Raw genomic sequence first — 24,283 nt, 5'->3', positions numbered from 1 at the left:
TTGCCCGCGATGGAAACACCTCGGTCTGTCTGAATGACTGCGGCGATCCTATCGCGAGCAAGCTTTGCTCCTACAGGGGCGGTACCCCATTCCCACTCGCGAGGCCTGCATGTCTTTCGATCTCGCCGCACGCCTTGCTGCCCGACGTGCCGAAAATCTCTACCGCCAGCGCCCGTTGCTCGACAGCCCTCAAGGCCCGGAAGTGGTGGTCGATGGCCAGCCGTTGCTGGCGTTCTGTAACAACGATTACCTGGGCCTGGCCAATCACCCGCAAGTGATCGAAGCCTGGCGCGCCGGCGCTGCTCGTTGGGGCGTGGGTGGCGGGGCGTCGCACTTGGTCATCGGCCACAGCACGCCCCATCACGCGCTGGAAGAAGCCTTGGCTGATCTGACCGGCCGCCCGCGTGCGCTGTTGTTCACCACCGGTTACATGGCCAATCTTGGCGCGGTCACGGCGTTGATCGGGCAGGGCGATACGGTGCTGGAAGACCGGCTCAATCACGCCTCGCTACTCGATGCCGGTTTGCTGTCCGGCGCACGCTTCAATCGCTATCTGCACAACGACGCGGTCAGTCTGGCCAAGCGCCTGGAGAAAGCCACCGGTAATACGCTGGTGGTCACCGACGGCGTGTTCAGCATGGACGGCGACATTGCCGACCTGCCGGCGCTGGCCCGCGAAGCCAAGGCTAAAGGCGCGTGGCTGATGGTCGATGACGCTCACGGCTTTGGCCCGCTGGGTGCCAATGGCGGCGGGATCGTCGAGCATTTCGGACTGAGTCAGGAAGACGTGCCGGTTTTGGTCGGAACGCTGGGCAAGGCTTTCGGTACGGCAGGGGCCTTTGTCGCGGGCAGCGAAGAGTTGATCGAAAGCCTGATCCAGTTCGCCCGCCCCTACATTTACACCACCAGCCAGCCACCGGCGCTGGCTTGTGCGACGCTGAAAAGCCTCGAACTGCTGCGCACCGAACATTGGCGACGTGAGCATCTGAAAACGTTGATCCGCCAATTCCGCCAAGGCGCCGAGCAAATCGGTCTGGAACTGATGGACAGCTTCACGCCGATTCAGCCGATCATGATCGGCGATGCCGGGCGTGCGGTTCGCCTGTCGCAGATGCTGCGCGAGCGTGGGCTGATGGTGACTGCGATCCGTCCGCCGACCGTGCCGGCCGGCAGCGCCCGTTTGCGGGTGACCCTGACCGCCGCTCACAGCGAGGCACAGGTGCAACTATTGTTAAACGGACTGGCCGATTGTTTCGCACAACTGAAATCGGAGCCAAGCCATGCGTGATCGACTGATTCTGTTGCCCGGTTGGGGCCTCGGCGTTTCGCCGCTGGAACCTTTGGCGGCAGCTTTGCAGGGGCTGGATGAACACCTGCGAGTCGAGATTGAGCCGTTGCCGGAACTGGAATCGAGCGATCTTCAAGAATGGCTCGATGAACTTGATTCGACAGTGCCGCAGGATGCCTGGCTCGGTGGCTGGTCCTTGGGCGGCATGCTGGCGGCCGAATTGGCGGCGCGTCGGGGTGATCGTTGCTGCGGCTTGCTGACCCTGGCGAGCAGTGCCTCATTTGTCGCTCATGAGCAATGGCCGAACGCGATGCCCGCCGAGACGTTCGATGCGTTCCTGGCCGGCTGCAAGGCAGATCCACGCATGACGCTGAAACGGTTTTCGCTGTTGTGTGCCCAAGGCGCGCAAGACCCTCGCGGGTTGTCGCGGCTATTGCTTGGCGGTGCGCCACAGACTTCTGCCGCGGCGTTGATGAGTGGTCTGGAAGTTCTTGCACAACTGGACACTCGCCAAGCTTTGCAGGCGTTCCGCGGTCCGCAATTACATCTATTCGCAGGCCTCGACGGCCTGGTCCCGGCCGAAGCAGCAGGGGACTTGCTGGCGTTGCTGCCAGATGTCGAAATTGGTCTGATTGAACAGGCCAGTCACGCGTTTCTTCTGGAAGACCCCCACGGTGTGGCGGGGGCGATTCAGGCCTTTTTGCACGAGTCCGGTGATGACTGATTTATCCCTTCCCAGCCTGCCTGGCGGTTTGCCCGACAAGCGCCAGGTGGCAGCCTCCTTTTCTCGCGCGGCGGCGAGCTACGACAGCGTGGCCGAGTTGCAGCGTGATGTTGGCAGCCAGTTGTTGAGTCGTTTGCCGGATGATTTTGTCCCGAGTCGCTGGCTGGACCTGGGCTGCGGCACCGGATATTTCAGTCGCGCGCTGGGTGAGCGGTTTCCGACCGGTCAAGGTGTCGCCCTCGATATCGCCGAAGGCATGCTCAATCACGCCCGGCCATTGGGTGGTGCCAGCCATTTCATCGCGGGCGATGCGGAGCAGTTGCCGCTGCAGGGTTCGACCTGCGATTTGATCTTCTCCAGCCTTGCTGTGCAATGGTGTGCGGATTTTGAATCGGTGCTCAGTGAAGCGAATCGGGTGCTGAAGCCGGGCGGGATTTTCGCGTTTGCTAGTCTGTGTGTAGGGACATTGTTTGAGTTGCGTGACAGTTGGCGTCAGGTGGATGGCATGGTGCACGTCAACCGCTTCCGCGAGTTGGGTGTTTATCAGCAACTGTGTGCGACCAGTGGCTTGAAAACGGTCAGCTTGCAAACGCGTCCTCACGTGTTGCATTACCCGGATGTGCGTAGTCTGACTCATGAACTCAAGGCATTGGGTGCGCACAACTTGAACCCTGGACGACCGGGTGGTTTGACGGGGCGGGCGCGGATCCTTGGCTTGATCGAGGCTTATGAGCAATTTCGTCAGGCCCAAGGATTGCCAGCGACTTACCAGGTGGTTTACGCCGTGTTGGAGAAACCTATATGAGCGCAGCCTATTTCATCACCGGTACTGACACTGACGTCGGCAAGACCACCGTTGCCGCCGGTTTATTGCATGCCGCGCGGTCGGCGGGCTTGAGTACGGCGGCGGGAAAACCGGTGGCCTCTGGCTGCGACGTGACGCCCAAGGGATTGCGTAACGCCGATGCGCTAGCGCTGTTGGCCGAGTGCTCTTTGTCGTTGACGTATGCACAGGTCAACCCGGTCGCGTTCGAGCCGGCCATCGCTCCGCACCTGGCCGCGCGGGAGGCCGGCGTGGCATTGACGGTGCTGTCGCTGTTGACGCCCATGCGCGAGATTCTCGATTTGCAGGCAGATTTCACCTTGATCGAAGGGGCGGGCGGCTGGCGCGTGCCCTTGGCGGATCAGGCCAATCTGTCTGACCTGGCGATAGGGCTGGGTTTGCCCGTGATTCTGGTGGTCGGTGTGCGGTTGGGTTGCATCAATCATGCGCTGCTGACGGCAGAGGCGATTGCCAGGGATGGATTACAGTTGGCGGGCTGGGTAGCCAATATCATTGATCCCAAGACCTCGCGCCTGGAAGAGAACCTTGCGACTCTCGCCGAGCGTATCCCCGCGCCCTGCCTCGGGCGAGTACCGAAACTCAAATCGGTCACGGCAGAATCCGTGGCGGAGCATTTGCAGCTGGATTTGCTGGACTAGGTTTTGCCTATGACAAGGCACTGTGCCATTAGTGTTTTTATCGGGCATTTTGCCATCATGTCTGATTCAATGACCGCTATTGATCCCTTGCAGGACGACGTCTCCCCATGGAAATCTCAGGAAACACCGCTTTTTATGCTGGTCTGAGCACTATTCAGACAGGGCAGAACCGCGTTGATCAAGCGTCCGGGCAGATCGCCAATATCACCATCGAACGTTCAGTGGCCAGCCAGTCTTCCGAGGCTCAGGTGGATCGTCTGCGTTCGGTTGACCGCAGTCAGCAATCCGACCCGGCCAGCAATGTAATCGACATGGCCCAAGGTAAATTTCAGGTTGAAGCGGGTGCCAAAGTGGCCAAGGCTTCGGATGAAATGCTCGGAACGTTGATCGACACATTCGCTTGATCCCTCGCTGAATTGTTCACTCGACGCTGCGACAGTTCGCAGCGTTTTTCTGCGTAAGTCCTTCTCCCTCAACTAATCTTTTCTACACAGCGCCTGGCTTGTTCAGCGGTGGTGCGCTGCTGCGTGTCCGGTAGATCAACGATGTGATGACAAACGGCTAAAGATCGATGCTTGACAAGATTTAGGCGTAAACGTATGTTTCAAACAACTGTTTGACCGCCACAGCAAATCAACGCGGTCGTTCATTCCCGGTTACATCAGCAGAGGTTTTTCGCTATGCCTGACTACAAGGCCCCCTTGCGTGATATTCGCTTCGTTCGTGACGAACTGCTCGGCTACGAAGCGCACTATCAGAGCCTTCCGGCTTGTGCGGACGCAACTCCGGACATGGTTGACGCCATTCTTGAGGAAGGCGCCAAGTTTTGTGAGCAGGTACTGGCCCCGCTGAACCGCGTGGGTGACACCGAAGGCTGCACCTGGAGCGAGTCCGGCGTTAAAACCCCGACTGGCTTCAAAGAAGCCTACAAGCAATTCGTTGAAGGCGGCTGGCCAAGCCTGGCTCACGACGTAGAGCACGGTGGCCAAGGCCTGCCGGAGTCCCTGGGTCTGGCAGTCAGTGAAATGGTTGGCGAAGCCAACTGGTCGTGGGGCATGTACCCAGGCCTGTCCCATGGCGCGATGAACACCATTTCCGAGCACGGTACGCCTGAGCAGCAAGAGGCTTATCTGACCAAACTGGTTTCCGGTGAGTGGACCGGCACCATGTGCCTGACCGAACCGCACTGCGGCACCGACCTGGGCATGTTGCGCACCAAGGCTGAGCCTCAGGCTGACGGTTCCTACAAAGTCTCCGGCACCAAGATCTTCATTTCGGCCGGCGAACACGACATGGCCGACAACATCGTCCACATCGTACTGGCCCGCCTGCCGGATGCACCGGCTGGCACCAAAGGCATTTCGCTGTTCATCGTGCCGAAATTCATGCCGAACGCGGACGGTTCGATCGGCGCACGCAACGCTGTGAGCTGTGGTTCCCTGGAACACAAGATGGGCATCCACGGTAACGCCACTTGCGTGATGAACTTCGACGCGGCCACCGGTTTCCTGATCGGCCCGGCGAACAAAGGCCTGAACTGCATGTTCACCTTTATGAACACCGCACGTCTGGGCACCGCGCTGCAAGGTCTGGCTCACGCCGAGATCGGCTTCCAGGGTGGCCTGAAGTACGCTCGTGATCGCTTGCAAATGCGTTCGCTGACAGGCCCGAAAGCGCCGGAAAAAGCCGCTGACCCGATCATCGTTCACCCAGATGTACGTCGCATGCTGTTGACCATGAAGGCATTCGCCGAAGGCAACCGTGCAATGGTTTACTTCACTGCCAAGCAAGTCGACATCGTCAAGTACGGCGTGGACGAAGAAGAGAAGAAGAAAGCCGACGCACTGCTGGCCTTCATGACGCCAATCGCTAAAGCGTTCATGACTGAAGTCGGTTTTGAATCCGCCAACCATGGCGTGCAAATCTACGGCGGCCACGGCTTCATCGCTGAGTGGGGCATGGAGCAGAACGTTCGCGACAGCCGCATTTCGATGCTGTACGAAGGCACCACCGGTATCCAGGCGCTCGACCTGCTGGGCCGTAAAGTGCTGATGACCCAAGGCGAAGCCCTAAAAGGCTTCACCAAGATCGTCCACAAGTTCTGCCAGACCAACGAAGGCAACGAAGCCGTTCAAGAGTTCGTCGCACCGTTGGCGGCACTGAACAAAGAATGGGGCGAGCTGACCATGAAGGTCGGTATGGCCGCCATGAAAGATCGCGAAGAAGTCGGCGCGGCCTCCGTGGATTACCTGATGTACTCCGGTTACGCTTGCCTGGCCTACTTCTGGGCTGACATGGCGCGTCTGGCGGCCGAGAAACTGGCTGCCGGCACCTCCGAAGAGGCGTTCTACACCGCCAAGCTGCAGACTGCGCGCTTCTACTTCCAGCGTATCCTGCCGCGTACCCGCACTCACGTTGCAACCATGCTGTCGGGTGCCAACAACCTGATGGACATGAAAGAAGAGAACTTCGACCTGGGCTACTAAGCCTTAACGCGGTCCTTCAAAAAAAACCGCCGCTTCCTCTGGGAGCGGCGGTTTTTTTTGCGCTGTGGTCAGGCCTTGATCACCATGGCGTCGGATCCAGGGGGCCGACGCCAGTCGGGGTGCTCACGCCTTCGCCGTTACGTATGAACGGCAGGTGCCAGAAGTCGTTAGGCACCACCGGATCGCCAGGCTTGACGCCTTCCGGAAAGATGAACTCAAACACCGGCGCCACATACTGTCCGGCAATCAGTCCATTGGCGACGGTCAGCCTGCCCGCATTCTGGATGCAACTGTCCACGGCGGTCTGGGATAGGCTCTGCTGTGGAACGCAAAGTGACCGCGCAACGACGCGCAAGGTACGTGTCGGTTGGCTAAGAAGCCCAGAGGGCGCTTTGGTCGCACGTAATCTGGCGCGTTGTGGCTGAGGACCTGTGTTCTGTGTGGTAATACCACCCGAGGCTCCCAGGCAACTGGCCGCAAGGCCCAGCGCAGGGTTGCATTCACCCGTCATCTCATAGGGTGTAACCCAGCGATTGGTTTGCACACCTGTCGATGGATTGACATCTATCAGATAGATGTCGACCGGGGTCTTGATGTCGGTGGTCGAAGCTTCAAGGAAAATCCGGTCCTGCGTCTCTTGGGCTGCACCGCCGATGGCTGTTGCTGCCGGGTCGGCTGTGCCGATGCCAAATTCCCCGATTGCCAGGTAGCTGGGCTGCGAACCAGGTTGAGTGTAGATCCCGACATTCGCCTCGATCGTGTGTGCAGAGATGAAATCCGGGAGGCCCGCTGTTGCTGACTTGAATAGAGTGCCGGACCAACTGATGAAGTCGCCGACTTCGAAGGGTGCCTGTTGTGTCGGGTCGGGGTCCGTCGCCGTGCGGCTAGCATCGCCGAATCTCTTCATGACGTACTGGCTGCAATAGACCTGCCCCACCGCTGGACCCGAGAGCTCCCCACTGGCCGGAGGCGTGACACCAGCCTGGCTGAAATTGCGACAGTTGTTGGTCGTGGTCGGGGTGACCACTTTTGGCCGGTTTTTCTCTGGGCAGAGTGCATCATCCCCGGAAATCGTGCGTGGCACGCACATCGGGTAGCCGGTGGCGGCATGGATGGTCGGGTTGGCATCATCGACGGAGAAGCGCGGGTCGGGGCTTTGGGCGCGGCCAAAACGTCCGTTCGGGTCGTTGATCTGAATGATCGTGGGTTGCGTCGGGTTTCCGCTGTCAACTTCGAGGTTGCCGTTGGTGTAGTCGATCCGGGTGATGAAGCCGCTCCCCGCGTTGACTGATTGCTGGGAGACAAAGATCAGCCCGGCAATCTGCTTGTTGGAGACGCTATTGCCTACCACATGGATCTCGAACGAGGGATAGGCCGCCGCTGATTTTCCGAGCGCCAGGGTTCCACCCCTGACGAAGTCGGCCCAGGTCAGGGTGTTGGCCGGCATCTGCATAACGGTGTTGCAAGGGACAACAATCGTGACGCCGTTCAACTGGACGGTCCCCCCAAAGCGGCCCGGGTCGCTGGTATTGGGGCAATTCGCATTGGAGGTGTCCAGGGTCATGTTTTGGATAAAGCCGGTAACGTCAAACCCATGAATCGCAGTCGGGTCTGTAAAAATCGGATCGGGCAGTGTGGGTGTCGTGAACGGCGAGGGCAAACCCGGGGGCTTGGCAGTCCCGCCACCACCGCCGCCGCCTCCACCGCCAACTCCGTTTTTGGCAAATGCATCTCCACCACCACCAATGGCCAGTGCGACAGCGACGGCACTGGCGAGCAGAGCATGGCGACTGAAGATGCCGTTGAATCGTTTGTGAGGCAGCAGCGGTATGGCGAGCGTTTTTTCGTACAAAGATAAGCTCATGGCTCACTCCAGAATCTTGCAGGACCAATTGCCGGCCGATCGAGATCGCGGATCTGCTGATGCGCTGAATCCTGCGCAGGAAAAACGCAAAGCCGTGAATGTCGAATTGGGGCTCGATCCGGCGGGATAAGTGCCTGTGTACGGTCGACACTTGCCGTTCGGATGCTTTCACCTGCGTTGCGTTGGCCGGTTACGGACGCAAACGCGAGAGACATTTCCTTGAGCCTGAGGAGCTCATAGCAGTAGCCGTGCCTGATTTGCACAATCGCTTGTTAGCCAGCAAACATGCGGGTTGCGCTGAGGTTGGTGATATACACATAGTTATATGTTGTGTGGTTAGTACCGAAGTAGGTGGGGATATACACCCAAGTTTGGAGTGTTTTGAAAAGTTATAGTGGGTGTGACTTATTAGTAGTAGTTGAGAAGTGTTGTCTATTAAATACTACTAAGGTCCTAGGCGTGCAAGAGGGGGCTGAAGAGGATGGCGATAAAACAGTCTTGTATGGGAGGTATAAATAAAAAGGCAATAGCTTGCGCAGTGCAGCTTGCACACGAATGGATTTTTATAATTGATGGATGTTTCTATTGCCTGAAGGTGCGGGTTTAAAGGCGCTGTACGAGCCAGCAAATACTCTGTCAGCTTGCCAAAAACGAAGTCTGGTGGCGTGGCGCCCTTTAAGTGCTGGCTTTTAGAGGTCCTTGGTGATCGCCTGTTGCGGGCTGTTTGGGGAATGACACCCAATAATGGGGCGAAGTTTAACCAGAACTGAGGAATAGCGCGCAGTTGCTGTTATTAGTAGGGTTTCTTGATGTTGATTAAATAAAAATATTGAAATTTTCATGTTGAAATGTTTTGTTGCAGCTAGAGTTTCATCAAGCGCTACCCAGTAGCGCGAAATATCTTTTTTTTAAAAATGCCTGAGCCACGAGAGTGCTTTGCCAGTTAGGTCTCGCATTGCCCATGCAACTTCAAGTTGATGTGGTTACTCAAGCGAGCAGCAAGATTCATGGCGATGAGCTCATCTCGCAACAGGGCAACCGCGGAGCCTGACTACTCCGTACTGAATCGGGAACGTCGTCATGTTTAAGTATTTGAGCATCTTTCGAACCACCTGCTTGCCCCGTGTGATGGTGATGACACTGTTAGCCATTGGCCTGCCCGTCATGAGCGTTTGGGCCGCAGACCCGGTCGAGGTCGTTCCGGCCGTACCGGACGTGCCCAGCCTGCAGTCGCTGCGCGGCATGACGCCACCCGACCCTTCGGGAACCGAAGGCGGGCGCAAAGTCGACCTCATGACTGACTACGTGCTCAATCGCTCAGCGGCGGTTCTCTTGGGCAAGGCGCTGTTCTGGGACATGGAGATCGGCAGTGACGGTTCCACCGCTTGTGCCTCCTGCCACTTCCACGCGGGTGCCGATCACCGCACCACCAACCAGATCAACCCCGGTCAGGCGAACACCAACGCGAACGTCTCGTCGATCTTCAACAAGCCGTTCATCGCCTCGGACATTCCAGGCGACGTGCCGAGCTACACCACCAAATCAGGAGGCAAGGGCGGCCCGAACTACCTGCTGAAGAAAGACGACTTTCCGACCCATGTGCTGGCTGATCCGCTGGATCGCAATTCGGCGATTGTCTATTCGACTGACGATGTGATCGGTTCCCAGGGCGTATTCGACGCCAACTTCGTCAAGCCCCATCAGTCGCGGTTCGACAAGTGCATTCAGCAACCGGACGGCATCTTCCAGGTAGGTGGCATCAATGTTCGCCGCAGCACCGGGCGCAACGCACCCACGGTGATCAATGCCGCGTTCAACGTGCGTAACTTTTGGGATGGCCGCGCCAATAACGTCTTCAACGGCTTCTCTCCATTTGGCAATCGCGACCCTGACGCCGGGATTTTCGTGACCAGCGATCGCAGTGGCGTGGCGACCAAAGTCAGGCTGGCGCTCAAGGATGCTGCCGCCGCTTCGCAAGCGGTAGGGCCTCCCGGCAGTCCGGTGGAAATGTCCTGCGGCGGTCGTACCTTCGCCGATATTGGCCGACGCATGCTCGACACCTTGATGCTCAAGCAGCAACGGATCTCGTCCACCGATTCGGTACTCGGGCCGGTATCCGGTGGTCATCGGCCGACCTACCGTGAACTGATCAAGAACGCGTTCCAGCCGCGCCTGTGGAATGCCACGCAGCAGGTCTCGCTGGGCGGGGCGCCATACACCCAGATGGAGGCGAACTTCCCGCTGTTCTTCGGGCTGGCGATCCAGATGTATGAGTCCACGCTGATCTCGGACCAGGCGCCGCTGGATGCCTATTTGCAGGGCGATCACACAGCCATGAATAACCAGCAGGTCCAGGGCATGAACCTGTTTCTGGGCAAGGGCAAGTGCATCAGTTGCCACGGCGGCGCGGAATTGACCAACGCCGGCAGCCGCTTGCTGTTCCATCCTCAGGAACGGATCGAACGCATGGTCATGGCCGACAACCTGACCACGCTGTATGACAACGGCTTCTACAACACCGGGGTGCGTCCAACGTCGGAAGACCTGGCGCTCGGTGGCTCGGATGCCTGGGGCAATCCATTGTCCTTCACTCGCGAGTACAACACCGTACTCCAGGGCGGCCAGATCCCTGACCCGCTGGATGTCGATGTGTGCACCTTCGAAGCGCGTTTGAGCCCGGCGATCCCTTGTGATGCGACGCTCAAGCCGAATGTCGGTTTCCGCGACGCGGTCGATGGCGCCTTCAAGACGCCGACCCTGCGTAACATCGCGTTGACCGGACCGTATTTCCACAATGGCAGTCGCGCAACGCTGCAACAGGTGATGGAGTTCTACAATCGCGGTGGCGACCGGCGTGGCGAAGATGCCAGCAACACCAGCGGCTTCGAGCACCCGGCGGTCAATCAGCACAATGGCTCAAACCTCGATCCGGATATGACCCGGCTGAACCTCACTCCGGATGAAGTGGATGCGCTGGTCAAATTCATGGAAGTCGGGCTGACCGATCCTCGGGTTGCGTGGGAGCGGGCGCCCTTTGACCATCCGTCGCTGGTACTGCCACAGGGCGAAAAGGGTGATGAAAACTCGGTCGGGCAAAAACCGGCCAGTCCGAAGATCACAACCCGGCAGGCGCAGGACGCCGAAATCCAGCTCAAACCGGTCGGTGCCGAAGGTCGCACAGCGTTGGAAGGGCCGCTGCAATCGTTCAACAACGACCTGTAACAGGTTTTGCCCTTGCGTCACTGGCGGCTGATGGACGCCAGTGACGCCCTTTGTAAATACCGCAGTATTTCACTCAGCAAATCGGGGTTTCTGCCGTTAAAGTGGTGGGCACAATGCCATCTATTTGTCATGACGGACGGAGCTTTACCTTTGCCGCGTTCTTCCGCTGTGCGTTTCAGCCATTTCCTACCATCGTTACTGCTCTTACTTGCGGGGCTTGCGGCTGCCTACATCAAGGAGCTGAACGTTTTCTTCACCTCGCTGTTCAACGTACTGCCAACACTGGTGCTATTGCTCGGCGGTGCTTACTGCGCGGTGTACCGACGCCAACGTGAGCTGTTTCTGATGGTCACGGTGTACATCGCCTATTTTTTGCTCGACACCCAGACCGATTATTACCGCGACAACGGCAAAGTGCGTGATGACGCCGCCGTGGTCTTCCATTTGTGTTGCCTGTTGCTGCCGCTGATGTTTGGCGTGTTCGCCGCTTGGCAGGAACGCACGCACCTGTTTCAGGACATGGTGGCGCGCTTCGCTGTGTTGCTGGCCGTTGGCAGTGTGGCGCTGGCGCTGGAGCAAAGTTACCCACAGGCCTTGTTGGTGTGGTTGTCGGAGATCCGCTGGCCGGCGTTGCATGGCGCCTGGATGAGCCTGATCCAACTGTCTTATCCGGTGTTCATCGCTTCGTTCCTGCTGTTGTGTTGGCAATACTGGCGCAACCCACGACCGCTGCATGCGGCTCAGTTGGTCGGTTTGCTCGGGTTGTTCTGGGCGCTGCCGAAAACCTTCATTCTTCCGTTTACTCTCAACATCATGTGCAGTCAGGTGATGTTGATGATTGCCGCGGCGGTCGCCCACGAGGCCTATCAAATGGCCTTCCGCGACGAACTCACCGGCCTGCCGGGTCGTCGCGCCTTGAACGAACGGATGCAGCGGTTGGGGCGCAATTACGTGCTGGCCATGAGTGACGTCGATCACTTCAAGAAATTCAACGACACCCACGGTCACGATGTCGGTGACCAGGTGTTGCGCCTGGTCGCCAGCAAGCTGTCGAAAATTGGCGGAGGCGGTAGGGCGTATCGCTACGGCGGTGAGGAATTTGCGCTGGTGTTCGCGGGCAAGACGCTCGAAGAATGCATGCCGCACCTGGAAGTCATCCGCGAATCCATCGCCACCTACAATATTCAGCTGCGCAATCAGGACAGCCGGCCTCAGGACGATCAGCAAGGTCGCCAGCGTCGCTCGGGCACGGGAGCATCCAGTGTGTCGGTTACGGTCAGCATCGGTGTCGCCGAACGCGTGGAGCAACGGTCCCCCGAAAAGGTCCTCAAGTCAGCGGATGAAGCGCTCTACAACGCCAAAGGCGCCGGGCGAAACTGCGTGGTGGCGTTCGGTCAGGCGCGCCGTGGCGCGGTGCGCATGGACGCCGCTGCGGGTTGAGTGATGATGGCGCATTCAGCGTTTGGACTGTGATTGTGAGGCGTGGTGGGCGACAGTAGGTTTGAAGCATCTGCTGACGGAGAAACGACCATGCCTGAGTACAAAGCTCCCCTGCGCGATATGCGCTTTCTGATCGACCACGTCTTCGATTTCCACAGCAGCTACGCTGCGCTGGGCGCCACCGACGCCAGCCCGGACATGGTCAACGCGATCCTCGAAGAAGGCGCGAAATTCTGTGAGAACGTTTTGGCCCCGCTGAATCGCAGCGGTGACGAAGAGGGCTGCCATTTCGACAATGGCGTGGTGACAACGCCTGCAGGTTTCAAGCAGGCTTTCGCACAATACGTCGAGGGCGGTTGGCATGGTCTGGCGGCGGATCCAGCGTACGGCGGCCAGGGCTTGCCAAGTTCGCTGGGACTGGTCATCGGTGAGATGGTCGGCTCCAGCAACACGTCCTGGGGCATGTATCCGGGCCTGACCCACGGCGCAATGTCGGCGATCCACGCTCACGGCACCGAAGAACAGAAAAACACCTATCTGAGTAAACTCACTGCGGGCCAATGGACCGGCACCATGTGCTTGACCGAGGCCCATTGCGGCACCGACCTGGGCATGATCAAAACTCGCGCGGTGCCTTCAGCCGATGGCAGCTATGCGATCTCCGGCAGCAAGATTTTTATCTCGGCCGGCGAGCACGATATGAGTGACAACATCATTCATCTGGTGCTGGCGAAACTGCCGGACGCACCGGCCGGTACCCGGGGCATTTCGCTGTTTATCGTGCCCAAGTTCTTGCCCAATGCCGAGGGAGAGGCGGGCGAACGCAACGGCGTTTCCTGCGGTTCGATCGAACACAAAATGGGCATCAAGGCTTCGGCGACCTGCGTACTGAACTTCGATGGTGCCAAAGGTTTCTTGATCGGCGAACTGAACAAAGGCCTGAACTGCATGTTCACTATGATGAACCACGCGCGCCTCGGCACCGGGATGCAGGGGTTGTGTCTGGGTGAGGCAAGCTTTCAGGGCGCAATCAAATACGCCAACGACCGCTTGCAAATGCGCTCGCTGACCGGCCCGAAAGCGCCGGAGAAAGCCGCCGACCCAATCATCGTTCATCCTGACGTGCGCCGGATGTTGTTGACCATGAAAGCCTTCAACGAAGGCAACCGCGCGCTGACCTATTTCACCGCGCAGTTGCTGGACGTGGTGCATCTGAGTCCGGATGCAACCGCACGCCAGGACGCCGAAGACCTGCTGGCCTTCCTGACGCCCATCTGCAAAGCCTTCATGACGGATACCGGGCTGGAAGTGACCAATCACGGCATGCAGGTGTTTGGCGGGCACGGTTTCATTCGTGAGTGGGGCATGGAGCAGTTGGTTCGCGATTGCCGGATTGCGCCGATCTACGAAGGCACCAACGGCATTCAGGCGCTGGACTTGCTCGGGCGCAAAGTGCTCGGCACTCAGGGCAAGCTGCTGCGCGGTTTCACCAAAATCGTGCATAAGTTCTGCGCGGCTAACGCCGAGCATCCGCAACTTGCCAGCTATGTGGCGCAGCTCAACGCACTGAATCAGCAGTGGGGCGAGGTGACCACCAAAGTCGGCATGGCCGCGATGAAGAATGCCGACGAAGTCGGCGCGGCATCGGTGGATTACCTGATGTACAGCGGTTACATCATCCTCGGCTATCTGTGGCTGCGTATGGCGCTGGTGGCTCAGGCGCAACTCGATGCGGGGAGCGCTGATGCCGATTATTGCCAGGGCAAACTCGCGACCAACGAGTTTTACTTCAAGCGTTTGCTGCCACGCACTGCCGCTCATCGGGCGGCCATCGAGGCGGGAAGTGATTGCCTGATGAAGCTGCCGGCGGAGTTGTTTGCGCTTTAGTCTTTAAAATCCGTCACAAGGGAGAACCCGCGTAATTGCGGGTTTTTTAATGACTGAATAGTCGGTGACTAAACATTACAATATGGTCATGGGCTGACCCTATGTGTCGCAAAAGTTGTTGGGTTACACTCGGACCCAACGAAAGCACCACTCCTACGAATCACTTGTTTAGATCTTGCGAGGTTTGCCATGGCTGACTACAAAGCGCCCCTGCGCGATATGCGCTTCGTCCTCAATGAAGTTTTCGAGGTCGCCAAACTCTGGGCCGAGCTGCCTGCGCTGGCTGAGACCGTCGATGCGGAAACCGTCGAAGCCATTCTTGAAGAAGCCGGCAAGGTCACCAGCAAAAGCATCGCGCCATTGAGCCGTGCGGCTGACGAAGAAGGTTGCCATTGGACAGACGGAGCCGTCACCACACCGGCCGGTTTCCCACAGGCTTATCAGACTTACGCGGAAGGCGGCTGGGTCGGTGTCGGTGGTGATCCGACTTACGGCGGCATGGGCATGCCCAAGGCCGTTTCGGCGCAGGTCGAAGAAATGGTCAATTCCGCCAGCCTGTCGTTTGGTCTGTACCCGATGCTGACGGCCGGCGCCTGCCTGTCGATCAACGCCCATGCCAGCGAAGAGCTGAAAGCCGCGTACCTGCCGAACATGTACGCCGGCGTCTGGGCCGGTTCCATGTGCCTGACTGAGCCGCATGCTGGTACTGATCTCGGGATCATTCGCACCAAGGCCGAACCTCAGGCCGACGGTTCCTACAAAGTCAGCGGCACCAAGATCTTCATCACCGGTGGCGAGCACGATCTGACCGAGAACATCATCCACTTGGTGCTGGCCAAGCTGCCGGACGCGCCGGCCGGTCCGAAAGGCATTTCGCTGTTCCTGGTGCCGAAGTTCATGGTTAATGCCGACGGCAGCCTTGGCGCGCGCAACCCAGCGAACTGCGGTTCGATCGAACACAAAATGGGCATCCAGGCATCCGCGACCTGTGTGATGAACTTCGATGAAGCCGTCGGTTACCTGGTCGGCGAGCCGAACAAAGGCCTGGCGGCGATGTTCACCATGATGAACTACGAGCGTCTGGGCGTCGGTATCCAGGGCCTGGCGACTGGCGAGCGCTCTTATCAGAACGCCGTTGAGTACGCTCGCGACCGCCTGCAAAGCCGTTCGCCGACCGGCGCTCAAAACAAAGACAAGGTCGCAGACCCGATCATCGTCCACCCGGACGTGCGTCGCATGCTGTTGACCATGAAAGCCTCGAACGAAGGCGGCCGTGCATTTTCCACTTACGTGGCGATGCAACTGGACACCGCCAAGTTCAGCGAAGACGCGACCACCCGCAAACGTGCTGAAGATCTGGTGGCCTTGTTGACCCCGGTGGCCAAGGCATTCCTGACCGACCTGGGTCTGGAAACCACCGTTCATGGCCAGCAAGTGTTCGGCGGCCACGGTTACATCCGTGAGTGGGGCCAGGAACAACTGGTACGCGACGTGCGTATCACCCAGATCTACGAAGGCACCAACGGCATTCAGGCGCTGGACCTGGTCGGGCGCAAGATCGTCGGCACCGGCGGGGCGTTCTACAACCTGTTCGCAGACGAGATCCGTCACTTCACCGCAACGGCCAGTGCCGATCTGGCGGAGTTCACCAAGCCACTGAACGATGCCGTGACCACCCTCGACGAACTGACCGCCTGGTTGCTGGATCGCGCGAAAAACAACCCGAATGAAATCGGCGCTGCTTCGGTCGAGTACCTGCAAACCTTCGGTTACGTCGCCTACGCCTACATGTGGGCACTGATGGCCAAGGCTGCTTTTGGCAAGGAAGCGCAGGACGATTTCTATGCGAGCAAGTTGGGCACGGCGCGTTTCTATTTCGCCCGTCTGTTGCCACGCATTCACTCGTTGAGCGCATCGGTGAAAGCCGGTAGCGAATCGCTGTTCCTGCTGGATGCTGCACAGTTCTGATAAATATGACGTCATGTAAGCAATCTCTTACATGACGTGCTGCTGTTCTCCCATAGGCGAAGATTGGATCCAGAGTTAATCTTCTTCACATGGACGTCGCGCAGGAAGCGCAAAGCAACAACACGGACACGTAGGATTCTGCCAGGACGGTGGAGTGAAATGGATGTCAGGGAAACAGTCTGCAAAGCCCCGCTTCGGCGGGGTTTTCTTTTGAGTGCAGAAAAGTGATCAGCTCAGCCCTTCGAGGTTTTTCGAGCGGTTCAAGCGTTCATCAGGCTCGTTCATCACGTCCTCCAGCAACGTGCGCAATAAGGCCAGCGAGGCCTGCTGCCGCTGTACATCCCGACACACCAGACCGACTTTCAGCGGCACTCGCGGCTCGGTCAGCGGTTTCCACAGCAGCTCGTTATTGCCGAGCGCCTTTTGCGAGCGTCCGGGCAGTACTGTCGCCAATTGGGTGTGCGGCAGGCTGTCGAGAATCCCCGCCATGTTATTCAGTTCGGCCTGCACCTGTGGACGCCTTCCGAGGCTGGCCAGTTGTGTTTGCCAGATTTGCCGCACCTGGAACTCTTCTCCCAGCAGTAGCATCGGCAATTCGGCAGCCTGACTCATGGAGACTTTTTTGAATTCGCGCAACGGGTGATCGGCGGGGATGACCAGGGTCAGTTCATCTTCATACAGCATCACGCCATGCAACCCGGGCTGACGCGGCGGCAGGTAGCTGATGCCGATGTCCAGCGAGCCGTTAAGCAGGCGTCGCTCGATTTCCAGCCCGGTCAGTTCGTAGATCTGCACCACCAGATGCGGCTGGGCTTTGCGCACCCGTTCGAGCATCTGCGGGACCAGGCTGGTGTGGACCGTCTGCAACACGCCAATCGCCAATGTACGTAGCGCTTGCCCCTTGAAGTTGCCCAGCGCCTCGCGTGCGCGCTGCATGCCGTCCAGCAATGGCACTGCGTGGTTGTACAAAGTGTGAGCAGCTAGCGTGGGCAGCAGGCGTTTGCTGCTGCGTTCAAACAGACTCACATCGAGGTGCTGTTCGAGGTGGCGGATCTGCTGGGACAACGCTGGCTGGGAGATTGAAAGCCGCTCGGCGGCCCGGCCGACGTGGCCTTCTTCGTAGACCGCGACGAAATAACGCAGTTGCTTGAAATCCATAGGAAATACTTATCGAAAATGCTTGGAAATCGAAATAGCCCGAGGCCGTGCCAAAGCCTAGTCTAACTGCATTCACGAGGCTTACAGGGCCAGAACGCTCCATGAATACCGTTTGCAGAGAGGTTATATCCATAGGTAAGGCAAAAAACCTCCATCGAGGCTTTTCCGGATGAATCTGTTCAATTTACGGCGCACCACGCCGAGTCTTGATGATCTGGCGCTCGACACCTTCCAGCCCTCCAGCAACCACCACCATTCCAGCGAATACCTGATGCCCGGCATCGCGCGGCCGAAACAAATTTTCGTCCGAGGCCAGGGCTCCTGGTTGTGGGACAGCGATGACCGCGCTTACCTGGATTTTACCCAAGGTGGCGGGGCCAATAGTCTTGGGCACAGTCCTTCGGTACTGGTCCAGGCGATTGCGCAACAGGCTCAATCACTGATCAATCCCGGTTTTTCCCTGCACAATCGCGGCATGCTCAACCTTGCCGGGCGCCTCTGCACCGCCACGGGTAGTGATCAGGCGTACCTGCTCAACAGTGGCAGCGAAGCCTGTGAAGCAGCGATCAAACTCGCGTGTAAATGGGGCCGACGCTATCGCGGTGGTGCTTCGCGCATCATCGTTGCCAGCAACGGCTGCCATGGCCGTGGTTTCGGGACGATGTCGGATTTGCACCACGTACCCTTCAATGATCTTGCAGCCTTGCACGCGGCGGTCGACGCCCGGACCGTGGCAATCATGCTTGAACCGATTCAGAACGAAGCAGGAGTGATCCCGGCCACCGAGCATTACTTCAAGGGCGTCGAACGGCTGTGTCGTGAGCTGGGCATTCTGTTGATCCTCGACGAGGTGCAAACCGGTATAGGGCGTTGCGGCACCTTGCTCGCCGAACAGTCCTACGGTGTTCGGGCAGATGTCATCGTACTCGGCAAGGGTTTGGGTGGTGGCGTGCCGCTGGCTGCATTGCTGGCGCGGGGCAAGGCCTGCTGTTTCGAAATGGGCGAACCAAGCGGTACCCATCATGGCAATGCCTTGATGTCAGCTGCCGGGCTGGCGGTGCTCGACAGCGTGCAGGACAAGGGTTTTCTTGAACATGTCAGGGACGCCGGTCAACACCTGCGCGAAGGCCTGGGGCGTTTGTCCCATCGCTATGGTCACGGCGAATTGCGCGGTCAAGGGCTGCTCTGGGGGCTGACGCTGTCGGACGATTCGGCTATCGCCGTGGTCAATGCTGCTCTGTACGAAGGCCTGCTGCTCAGTGCCCCGCAACCCGATTGCCTGCGCTTCACTCCCGCACTTACGGTCAGCGACGCGAACATCGACGAAATGCTGTTGCGTTTGACTCGTGCCTTCTCCCGTGTGCGCACCGCGCAATTGCAGTGCCGCAAAGGGATTGCGGTCTGATCAGATCTGTCCCACAAATTCCAGAACCGTCTCGCGGTAATAACGCATCGCCCCACGTTAGATTCTTTTCGCGTGGGGCGTTTTTTTGTCTCTGCATTTTGCCAAATGCATTGCGTGCTTGAGCGGTAGCGGGATTGGTGGCTTTTTAAAAGGACCGGCAAGGAATGCCGTGCCAATGAAACAGTTTTATTGAAGAACTGGTTTTGAAATCTATACCACTGGGTGGTATGTTTTTGGAAGGGATGCCAATGTCACCAAGGTTATTCAAGGCAAAACGCTTTGCGATGCAAGCCGAAAAAGCATGGATCGGTGACGAGGAGCTTCGAGAGGCATTCAGCGAAATGCTCAATGGCCAAGCGGACAATCTTGGCGGCGGGGTCTGGAAGAAACGTTTGAATGCCAACCGGCATCGTTCGATTGTCCTGGCCAGAGGGGCCAGTTACTGCGTTTATCAGTTTCTGTATGCCAAGAAGGACCAGAGCAATATTTGTCAGACAGACCTGATCGCTTTTCGGAAAATGGCGAAGACCTACGAGGGGCTTTCGGATATGCAAGTCCAGCACTTCCTGGATATCAAGGAGTTTGTGGAGATACTTTATGAGTAAGAAATTCAGAAGTGAGGCGTCAGAATCTATTTACGAATCTGCCAATGCCTTGTTTTCCATCGGTGCAATCAGCAAGACCACCTTGCGCGAGTTCGAAGACCTTTGTCTGGCTCCGGTACCTGAGGCTATTGATGCAGAGCAAATCAAAGCGCTACGTGAGCGCAATAACGTCAGCCAGCCGGTGTTCGCGCGATATCTGAACACCAGCGCTTCGACGGTTAAACAATGGGAGTCGGGTTACAAACATCCCAGCGGCATGGCGCTGAAGTTGCTGAGCATCGTCCAGAAACATGGCCTTGAAATACTGGCCTGAGGCATTGCACTGAACCCTGACGAACGGTACAGGTCGATTAGCTATAGTGCTCATACGAGCCTACTTCAATTCAGGAGCTGCCCCATGGACTTTGTTCGAATCATCATCGCCATTCTGTTGCCGCCATTGGGCGTATTTCTGCAAGTCGGTTTCGGCGGGGCGTTCTGGCTGAATATTTTGCTGACGTTGTGCGGGTATATTCCGGGGATCGTGCATGCGGTTTATATCATCGCCAAGCGCTGAGGTTTGCGGGGTTAGATAAACCGCCATCGCGAGCAGGCTCGCTCCCACATTGGATCTAAGGTGTTGCAGAAATCCCTGTGGGAGCGAGCCTGCTCGCGATGGACGCGCCACTAATCAGGCATTGTCCCCAAGCGCCATCACCCGCTGATAAAACAACCATTCCTGCTCCAGCGCATGGGCTTGATTGCCAGCCTTGCGAAAGCCGTGACGTTCGTCCGCGTAGTAATGCGCTTCAACCAGAATGCCGTTGTCCTGCAGCGCCGTGACCATGTCGCGGGTCTGCTGCGGCACGACCACCGCATCCAGTTCACCTTGAAAGAAGATCATCGGCACGCTGATGTTGCTCGCATGCAGCAGAGGCGTTCGCGCGGCATAGCTTTCTGCATCCTGCACCGGATCGCCGATCAACCAGTCCAGATAATCGCCTTCGAATTTGTGAGTGGCACGGCCCAGTGCAACGGGATCGCTGACGCCGTACAAACTGGCGCCGGCGCGGAAGACGTTGTGAAAGGCCAACGCACAAAGGGTGGTGTAGCCACCGGCACTGCCACCGCGAATAAACGCCTTGTCGCCATCGATCAAGCCTCGTTCGGCCAGATGAGCGACGACCGCGCAGGCATCTTCCACATCCACAACGCCCCAGCTCAAATGCAGTGCCTGGCGATAAGCCCGGCCATAGCCGCTGCTGCCTCGATAATTGAGATCGGCCACGGCAAAGCCGCGTTGCGCCCAGTATTGAATGCGTGGATCGAGCATTGGATAACAGGCCGACGTCGGCCCGCCGTGAATGAACACCACCAGCGGCGGTTTCGCATCGCCGGTCATCGCCGGATAGAAAAAACCGTGGGCCTCGCCCGAACCGCTCGGGTAACGCAGGGTTTGCGGGACGCTGATCTGCTCGGCAGGTAAGGGTGCAATCCCACCGGCCAATACCTTGACCTGTCGGCTATCGCGGTCGATGGCAATGACCGCCGCCGAACTGATCGGCGATGCGGCGATGCAGTAAATGAATTGCTCATCCAGTGCGAGATGGCGGAAGCGGCTGTAGGTGCCGGTGAAGTCTTCAGCGGTGTCACCGCAAAGGCCCAATTGGCCAAATCCGTCTTCGGTCCAACTGGCCAGGTATTTGTTTTCAGCGAAAGGCCGCCAGGTACAACCACCCAGTTGCCAGGGCGCTGGCCCATGATCCGCTGCGGCACTTGGTAAAGGGCTCAAACCGTCTAAAGACTCCACCCATGGCTGCCAATAACCGCCACGGTCCGTCAGGCAATACAAACGGCCGCTGCTATCGAAGCGGGGCTGTTGCAGTGACTCCTGAATACCCTCGCCCGCCACGCAGCGCGGCGACGCAAACCCACCATCGCTCTGACGTTCGGCAACCATCAGCCGAGTTGCGCTCCAAGGCTGATCCGGGCGGCTCCATTCGATCCATGCCAAGCGTTGCGAGTCTGGGCTCAGGGTCGGCGCCGCGTAGAAGTCGGCACCTTCCGCCAGCAGATGACGCCCACCATCATTCACATCAATCGCCACCAGCCGATGCCGGTCACGGTTCTCTTCAACCGCCAAAACGAGTCCGTTGGCGAATTGCAGATCGCCGTAACGGTATCCGCTTGAAGTCAGCACTTCAGGCGTTTCACCCTTTAGCGATTGCCGATACAACTGCTGGTCCGCCTCGTTGACGAAAACAATCCCGTCATCGGTCAGACAAAACGCGCCACCGCCATATTCGTACACCCGACTGCGCACACTGAAGCCCGCTGGCGTCAGGCAACGCGCCTGGCCATCAAGCCAATGCCAGATCCGGCAGGCGGCATCTTCGGGCCGATATTCGTTCCAGAACAGGCCATGTTGACCGACCTGCAGTTCGGCAAAATCGACACCGGCAGCGACGGCTTTCGCCGCGCTGAAGGGCTCAGCTTTTTGCGATGAGTCGTGAATTTCGTTCATTGCGAAAGGCCAGTTGTTCAATGATCTGGGTTGCGTGCTCGGCTTCTTCGCGGGCCTTGAGAATCACGCCGTGATGTTCCGACTTGCTGCACACCGGGTCAGCGTTGCTCGCATCGCCAGTGAGCATGAACGCCTGACAGCGGCAGCCGCCAAAATCTTTCTCTTTTTCGTCGCAGGAACGGCAAGGCTCGGGCATCCAGTCGTAACCGCGAAAGCGGTTGAAGCCGAACGAGTCGTACCAGATGTGCTGCATGCTGTGGTCGCGCACGTTGGGAAATTGTACCGGCAGCTGTCGGGCGCCGTGACAGGGCAGGGCGGTGCCGTCCGGGGTGACCGTCAGAAAAATGCTGCCCCAGCCATTCATGCAGGCTTTCGGGCGCTCTTCATAATAGTCCGGTGTGACGAAAATCAACTTGCACGGATGCCCTTCTGCTTCGAGTTTGGCGCGGTATTCGTTGGTGATGCGCTCGGCGCGGACCAGTTGTTCTTTGGTCGGCAACAGGCCGACCCGATTGAGCTGCGCCCATCCGTAAAACTGGCAAGTGGCGAGTTCGACGAAGTCCGCCTCAAGAGCGATGCACAGCTCAATTATCCGGTCGATTTTGTCGATGTTGTGCCGGTGGGTCACGAAATTCAGCACCATCGGGTAGCCGTGAGCCTTCACCGCACGGGCCATTTCCAGCTTCTGTGCAAAGGCCTTTTTCGAGCCGGCCAGCAGATTATTCACTTGCTCGTCGCTGGCCTGAAAGCTGATCTGAATATGATCCAGGCCGGCCTTCTTGAAGTCGCTGATTTTCTGCTCGGTCAGACCGATGCCGGAGGTGATCAGGTTGGTGTAGAAACCCAGCTTGCGCGCCTCGGCAATCAGCTCGGCGAGGTCCTGGCGCACCAGCGGCTCACCACCGGAAAAACCCAACTGCGCCGCGCCCATCTCCCGCGCTTCGCGGAACACTTTCAACCACTGCTCGGTGTTCAGCTCTTTGCCTTGTTCGGCGAAGTCCAGCGGATTGGAGCAGTACGGGCATTGCAGCGGACAGCGGTAGGTCAGCTCGGCGAGCAGCCACAGCGGCAGGCCGATTTCGGGTTTGGGTGGTAACTTGACTGAAGTGGCGTCAGGCAAGTTCGATCCAGTGCTGAGCACGCGCGACCTCCATGAATTGCTCGATGTCTTCACCGAGTTCGGGCACGCCGGGGAACTGCGCGTCCAGTTCGGCAATGATCGCCGCGACATCGCGTTCGCCGTCGATCAAGCCGCCAATCAGTGCGGCGCTTTCATTGAGTTTGATCATGCCTTCCGGGTACAGCAACACATGGCCTTTTTGCGCCGGTTCGTACTGGAAACGGTAGCCCATGCGCCAGGTCGGGGTCTTGCTGCGGTCGAAACTCATAAGGTGATTCCTTTGTGCCAGACCCGTTGCTCGGTCACGCTGTGATATGGCGGGCGTTTCAGTTCGTAGGCCATGCTCATGGCATCGAGCATGCTCCAAAGAATGTCCAGTTTGAACTGGAGAATTTCCAGCATGCGCTCTTGGCCTTCCCGCGTCGTGTAGTGCTGCAAGGTGATGGCTAGACCGTGTTCCACATCGCGGCGCGCCTGGCCCAGACGGGTTTGGAAGTATTCGTAGCCGGCCGGGTCGATCCACGGGTAATGCTGCGGCCAGCTGTCCAGGCGCGATTGGTGGATCTGCGGCGCGAACAGTTCGGTCAGCGAGCTGCTGGCGGCTTCCTGCCAACTGGCCCGGCGAGCGAAGTTGACGTAGGCGTCGACAGCGAAGCGCACGCCGGGCAGAACCAATTCCTGCGAGCGCAGTTGATCCGGGTCGAGGCCAACGGCCTGGCCCAGTCGCAACCAGGCTTCGATGCCACCGTCTTCGCCGAGGGCGCCGTCGTGGTCGAGCAGGCGCTGGATCCACTCGCGACGGATCTCGCGGTCCGGGCAGTTGGCGAGGATCGCGGCATCTTTCAGGGGAATGTTCACCTGATAGTAGAAGCGGTTGGCGACCCAGCCCTGGATCTGTTCGCGGGTCGCCCGGCCTTCATACATCGCCACATGGTAGGGGTGATGGATGTGGTAATAGGCGCCTTTGGCGCGCAGGGCGGCTTCGAATTCGGCGGGGGACATGGCGGTGTCAGTCATTTCGGTTCTCCGGGTACGACCGGTGGATTCTTTGGTGTCAGGACCGGCCTCATCGCCAGCAGGCTGGCTCCCACAGTTGATCGCATTCCCCTGTGGGAGCCAGCCTGCTGGCGA

21 protein-coding genes are annotated in these 24,283 nt (G+C 58.5%); 15 read left to right on the top strand and 6 right to left on the bottom strand.

Features of this window, described 5'->3' with window-relative positions; translation table 11 throughout:
- Nucleotides 1–109 precede the first annotated feature (109 nt).
- The 6 genes from bioF (at nucleotide 110) to AC1DWM_RS14645 (ending at nucleotide 5,980) form a co-directional block, all read left to right on the top strand.
- Nucleotides 110–1,288: an 8-amino-7-oxononanoate synthase gene (gene bioF / locus AC1DWM_RS14670; RefSeq protein ID WP_223521026.1), complete on the top strand. Its 1,179-nt coding sequence runs from the start codon at nucleotides 110–112 to the stop codon at nucleotides 1,286–1,288.
- Nucleotides 1,281–2,012 (top strand): alpha/beta fold hydrolase, encoded by a 732-nt coding sequence (locus tag AC1DWM_RS14665; protein ID WP_223521024.1) that lies wholly within the window; start codon nucleotides 1,281–1,283, stop codon nucleotides 2,010–2,012. Before bioF ends, AC1DWM_RS14665 begins: the two co-directional genes overlap by 8 nt.
- Entirely contained in the window at nucleotides 2,005–2,817 is an 813-nt protein-coding gene (gene bioC, locus AC1DWM_RS14660) for a malonyl-ACP O-methyltransferase BioC (protein ID WP_477795493.1), read from the top strand. The genes AC1DWM_RS14665 and bioC overlap by 8 nt, the downstream gene beginning before the upstream one ends.
- Nucleotides 2,814–3,494, top strand: coding sequence for a dethiobiotin synthase (bioD, locus tag AC1DWM_RS14655; protein ID WP_223521020.1), 681 nt, complete (start codon nucleotides 2,814–2,816; stop codon nucleotides 3,492–3,494). Before bioC ends, bioD begins: the two co-directional genes overlap by 4 nt.
- A 107-nt stretch (nucleotides 3,495–3,601) precedes the next feature.
- Nucleotides 3,602–3,898 (top strand): pyrroloquinoline quinone biosynthesis protein PqqE, encoded by a 297-nt coding sequence (locus tag AC1DWM_RS14650; RefSeq protein WP_477795492.1) that lies wholly within the window; start codon nucleotides 3,602–3,604, stop codon nucleotides 3,896–3,898.
- A gap of 276 nt (nucleotides 3,899–4,174) precedes the next feature.
- Nucleotides 4,175–5,980: a phenylacyl-CoA dehydrogenase gene (locus AC1DWM_RS14645; RefSeq protein ID WP_477789909.1), complete on the top strand. Its 1,806-nt coding sequence runs from the start codon at nucleotides 4,175–4,177 to the stop codon at nucleotides 5,978–5,980.
- 79 nt (nucleotides 5,981–6,059) lie between these two features.
- Here AC1DWM_RS14645 and AC1DWM_RS14640 read toward each other — a convergent pair whose 3' ends face one another.
- The gene (locus tag AC1DWM_RS14640; protein ID WP_477795491.1) at nucleotides 6,060–7,844 is read right to left on the bottom strand and encodes a hypothetical protein; all 1,785 of its coding nucleotides are present in this window, start codon (nucleotides 7,842–7,844) and stop codon (nucleotides 6,060–6,062) included.
- Here AC1DWM_RS14640 and AC1DWM_RS14635 point away from each other — a divergent pair.
- From AC1DWM_RS14635 to AC1DWM_RS14615, 5 genes are all read left to right on the top strand, one after another.
- Complete coding sequence (locus tag AC1DWM_RS14635) at nucleotides 7,843–7,974, top strand: hypothetical protein (RefSeq protein ID WP_263288232.1); 132 nt, start codon at nucleotides 7,843–7,845, stop codon at nucleotides 7,972–7,974. The two genes, AC1DWM_RS14640 and AC1DWM_RS14635, sit on opposite strands and share 2 nt — an antisense overlap.
- 950 nt (nucleotides 7,975–8,924) lie before the next feature.
- The gene (locus tag AC1DWM_RS14630; RefSeq protein ID WP_477795490.1) at nucleotides 8,925–11,066 is read left to right on the top strand and encodes a cytochrome-c peroxidase; all 2,142 of its coding nucleotides are present in this window, start codon (nucleotides 8,925–8,927) and stop codon (nucleotides 11,064–11,066) included.
- Between the two features lie 150 nt (nucleotides 11,067–11,216).
- Nucleotides 11,217–12,506 carry a GGDEF domain-containing protein gene (locus AC1DWM_RS14625; protein WP_477795489.1) on the top strand — a complete coding sequence of 430 codons (1,290 nt, stop codon included), beginning with the start codon at nucleotides 11,217–11,219 and terminating at the stop codon, nucleotides 12,504–12,506.
- Nucleotides 12,507–12,596: 90 nt separating this feature from the next.
- Complete coding sequence (locus AC1DWM_RS14620) at nucleotides 12,597–14,393, top strand: acyl-CoA dehydrogenase C-terminal domain-containing protein (RefSeq protein WP_477795488.1); 1,797 nt, start codon at nucleotides 12,597–12,599, stop codon at nucleotides 14,391–14,393.
- Nucleotides 14,394–14,582: 189 nt separating this feature from the next.
- Nucleotides 14,583–16,361, top strand: coding sequence for an acyl-CoA dehydrogenase C-terminal domain-containing protein (locus tag AC1DWM_RS14615; protein WP_477795487.1), 1,779 nt, complete (start codon nucleotides 14,583–14,585; stop codon nucleotides 16,359–16,361).
- A 228-nt stretch (nucleotides 16,362–16,589) separates the two neighbouring features.
- Here the strand turns inward: AC1DWM_RS14615 and AC1DWM_RS14610 are convergent, their stop codons facing one another.
- Nucleotides 16,590–17,519, bottom strand: a complete 930-nt coding sequence (locus AC1DWM_RS14610; RefSeq protein ID WP_223515016.1) for a LysR family transcriptional regulator — start codon at nucleotides 17,517–17,519, stop codon at nucleotides 16,590–16,592.
- 169 nt (nucleotides 17,520–17,688) lie between these two features.
- Between AC1DWM_RS14610 and AC1DWM_RS14605 the strand changes: the two genes are divergently transcribed.
- The 4 genes from AC1DWM_RS14605 to AC1DWM_RS14590 all read left to right on the top strand — a co-directional run bounded on the left by AC1DWM_RS14605 (nucleotide 17,689) and on the right by AC1DWM_RS14590 (nucleotide 20,085).
- Complete coding sequence (locus tag AC1DWM_RS14605) at nucleotides 17,689–18,924, top strand: aspartate aminotransferase family protein (RefSeq protein ID WP_477795486.1); 1,236 nt, start codon at nucleotides 17,689–17,691, stop codon at nucleotides 18,922–18,924.
- A gap of 248 nt (nucleotides 18,925–19,172) precedes the next feature.
- Nucleotides 19,173–19,529 carry a type II toxin-antitoxin system RelE/ParE family toxin gene (locus AC1DWM_RS14600; protein WP_223515034.1) on the top strand — a complete coding sequence of 119 codons (357 nt, stop codon included), beginning with the start codon at nucleotides 19,173–19,175 and terminating at the stop codon, nucleotides 19,527–19,529.
- A complete protein-coding gene (locus AC1DWM_RS14595; RefSeq protein ID WP_223515010.1) occupies nucleotides 19,522–19,842 on the top strand; it encodes a helix-turn-helix domain-containing protein in 321 nt (106 codons plus the stop codon). Before AC1DWM_RS14600 ends, AC1DWM_RS14595 begins: the two co-directional genes overlap by 8 nt.
- Before the next feature lie 84 nt (nucleotides 19,843–19,926).
- Entirely contained in the window at nucleotides 19,927–20,085 is a 159-nt protein-coding gene (locus tag AC1DWM_RS14590) for a YqaE/Pmp3 family membrane protein (RefSeq protein ID WP_007947822.1), read from the top strand.
- 114 nt (nucleotides 20,086–20,199) lie between these two features.
- On the opposite strand, the gene AC1DWM_RS14585 is transcribed toward AC1DWM_RS14590, so the two are convergent.
- Genes AC1DWM_RS14585 through pqqC form a run of 4 tightly spaced genes read right to left on the bottom strand, consistent with a single transcriptional unit; the run spans nucleotide 20,200 to nucleotide 24,169 of the window.
- On the bottom strand, nucleotides 20,200–22,032 hold the full coding sequence (locus AC1DWM_RS14585; protein ID WP_477795485.1) for a S9 family peptidase: 1,833 nt from the start codon (nucleotides 22,030–22,032) through the stop codon (nucleotides 20,200–20,202).
- Nucleotides 21,998–23,152 (bottom strand): pyrroloquinoline quinone biosynthesis protein PqqE, encoded by a 1,155-nt coding sequence (gene pqqE / locus AC1DWM_RS14580; protein ID WP_477795499.1) that lies wholly within the window; start codon nucleotides 23,150–23,152, stop codon nucleotides 21,998–22,000. The genes AC1DWM_RS14585 and pqqE overlap by 35 nt, the downstream gene beginning before the upstream one ends.
- Nucleotides 23,145–23,420: a pyrroloquinoline quinone biosynthesis peptide chaperone PqqD gene (gene pqqD, locus AC1DWM_RS14575; protein ID WP_223515004.1), complete on the bottom strand. Its 276-nt coding sequence runs from the start codon at nucleotides 23,418–23,420 to the stop codon at nucleotides 23,145–23,147. Before pqqD ends, pqqE begins: the two co-directional genes overlap by 8 nt.
- Nucleotides 23,417–24,169 carry a pyrroloquinoline-quinone synthase PqqC gene (gene pqqC / locus AC1DWM_RS14570; RefSeq protein ID WP_477795484.1) on the bottom strand — a complete coding sequence of 251 codons (753 nt, stop codon included), beginning with the start codon at nucleotides 24,167–24,169 and terminating at the stop codon, nucleotides 23,417–23,419. The genes pqqD and pqqC overlap by 4 nt, the downstream gene beginning before the upstream one ends.
- Between the last annotated feature and the right edge of the window lie 114 nt (nucleotides 24,170–24,283).

The organism is Pseudomonas sp. P4_C8 (assembly GCF_056401975.1).
The sequence above is the reverse complement of the archived record's forward strand: the minus strand, read 5'-3'. Positions and strand labels throughout refer to the sequence as shown.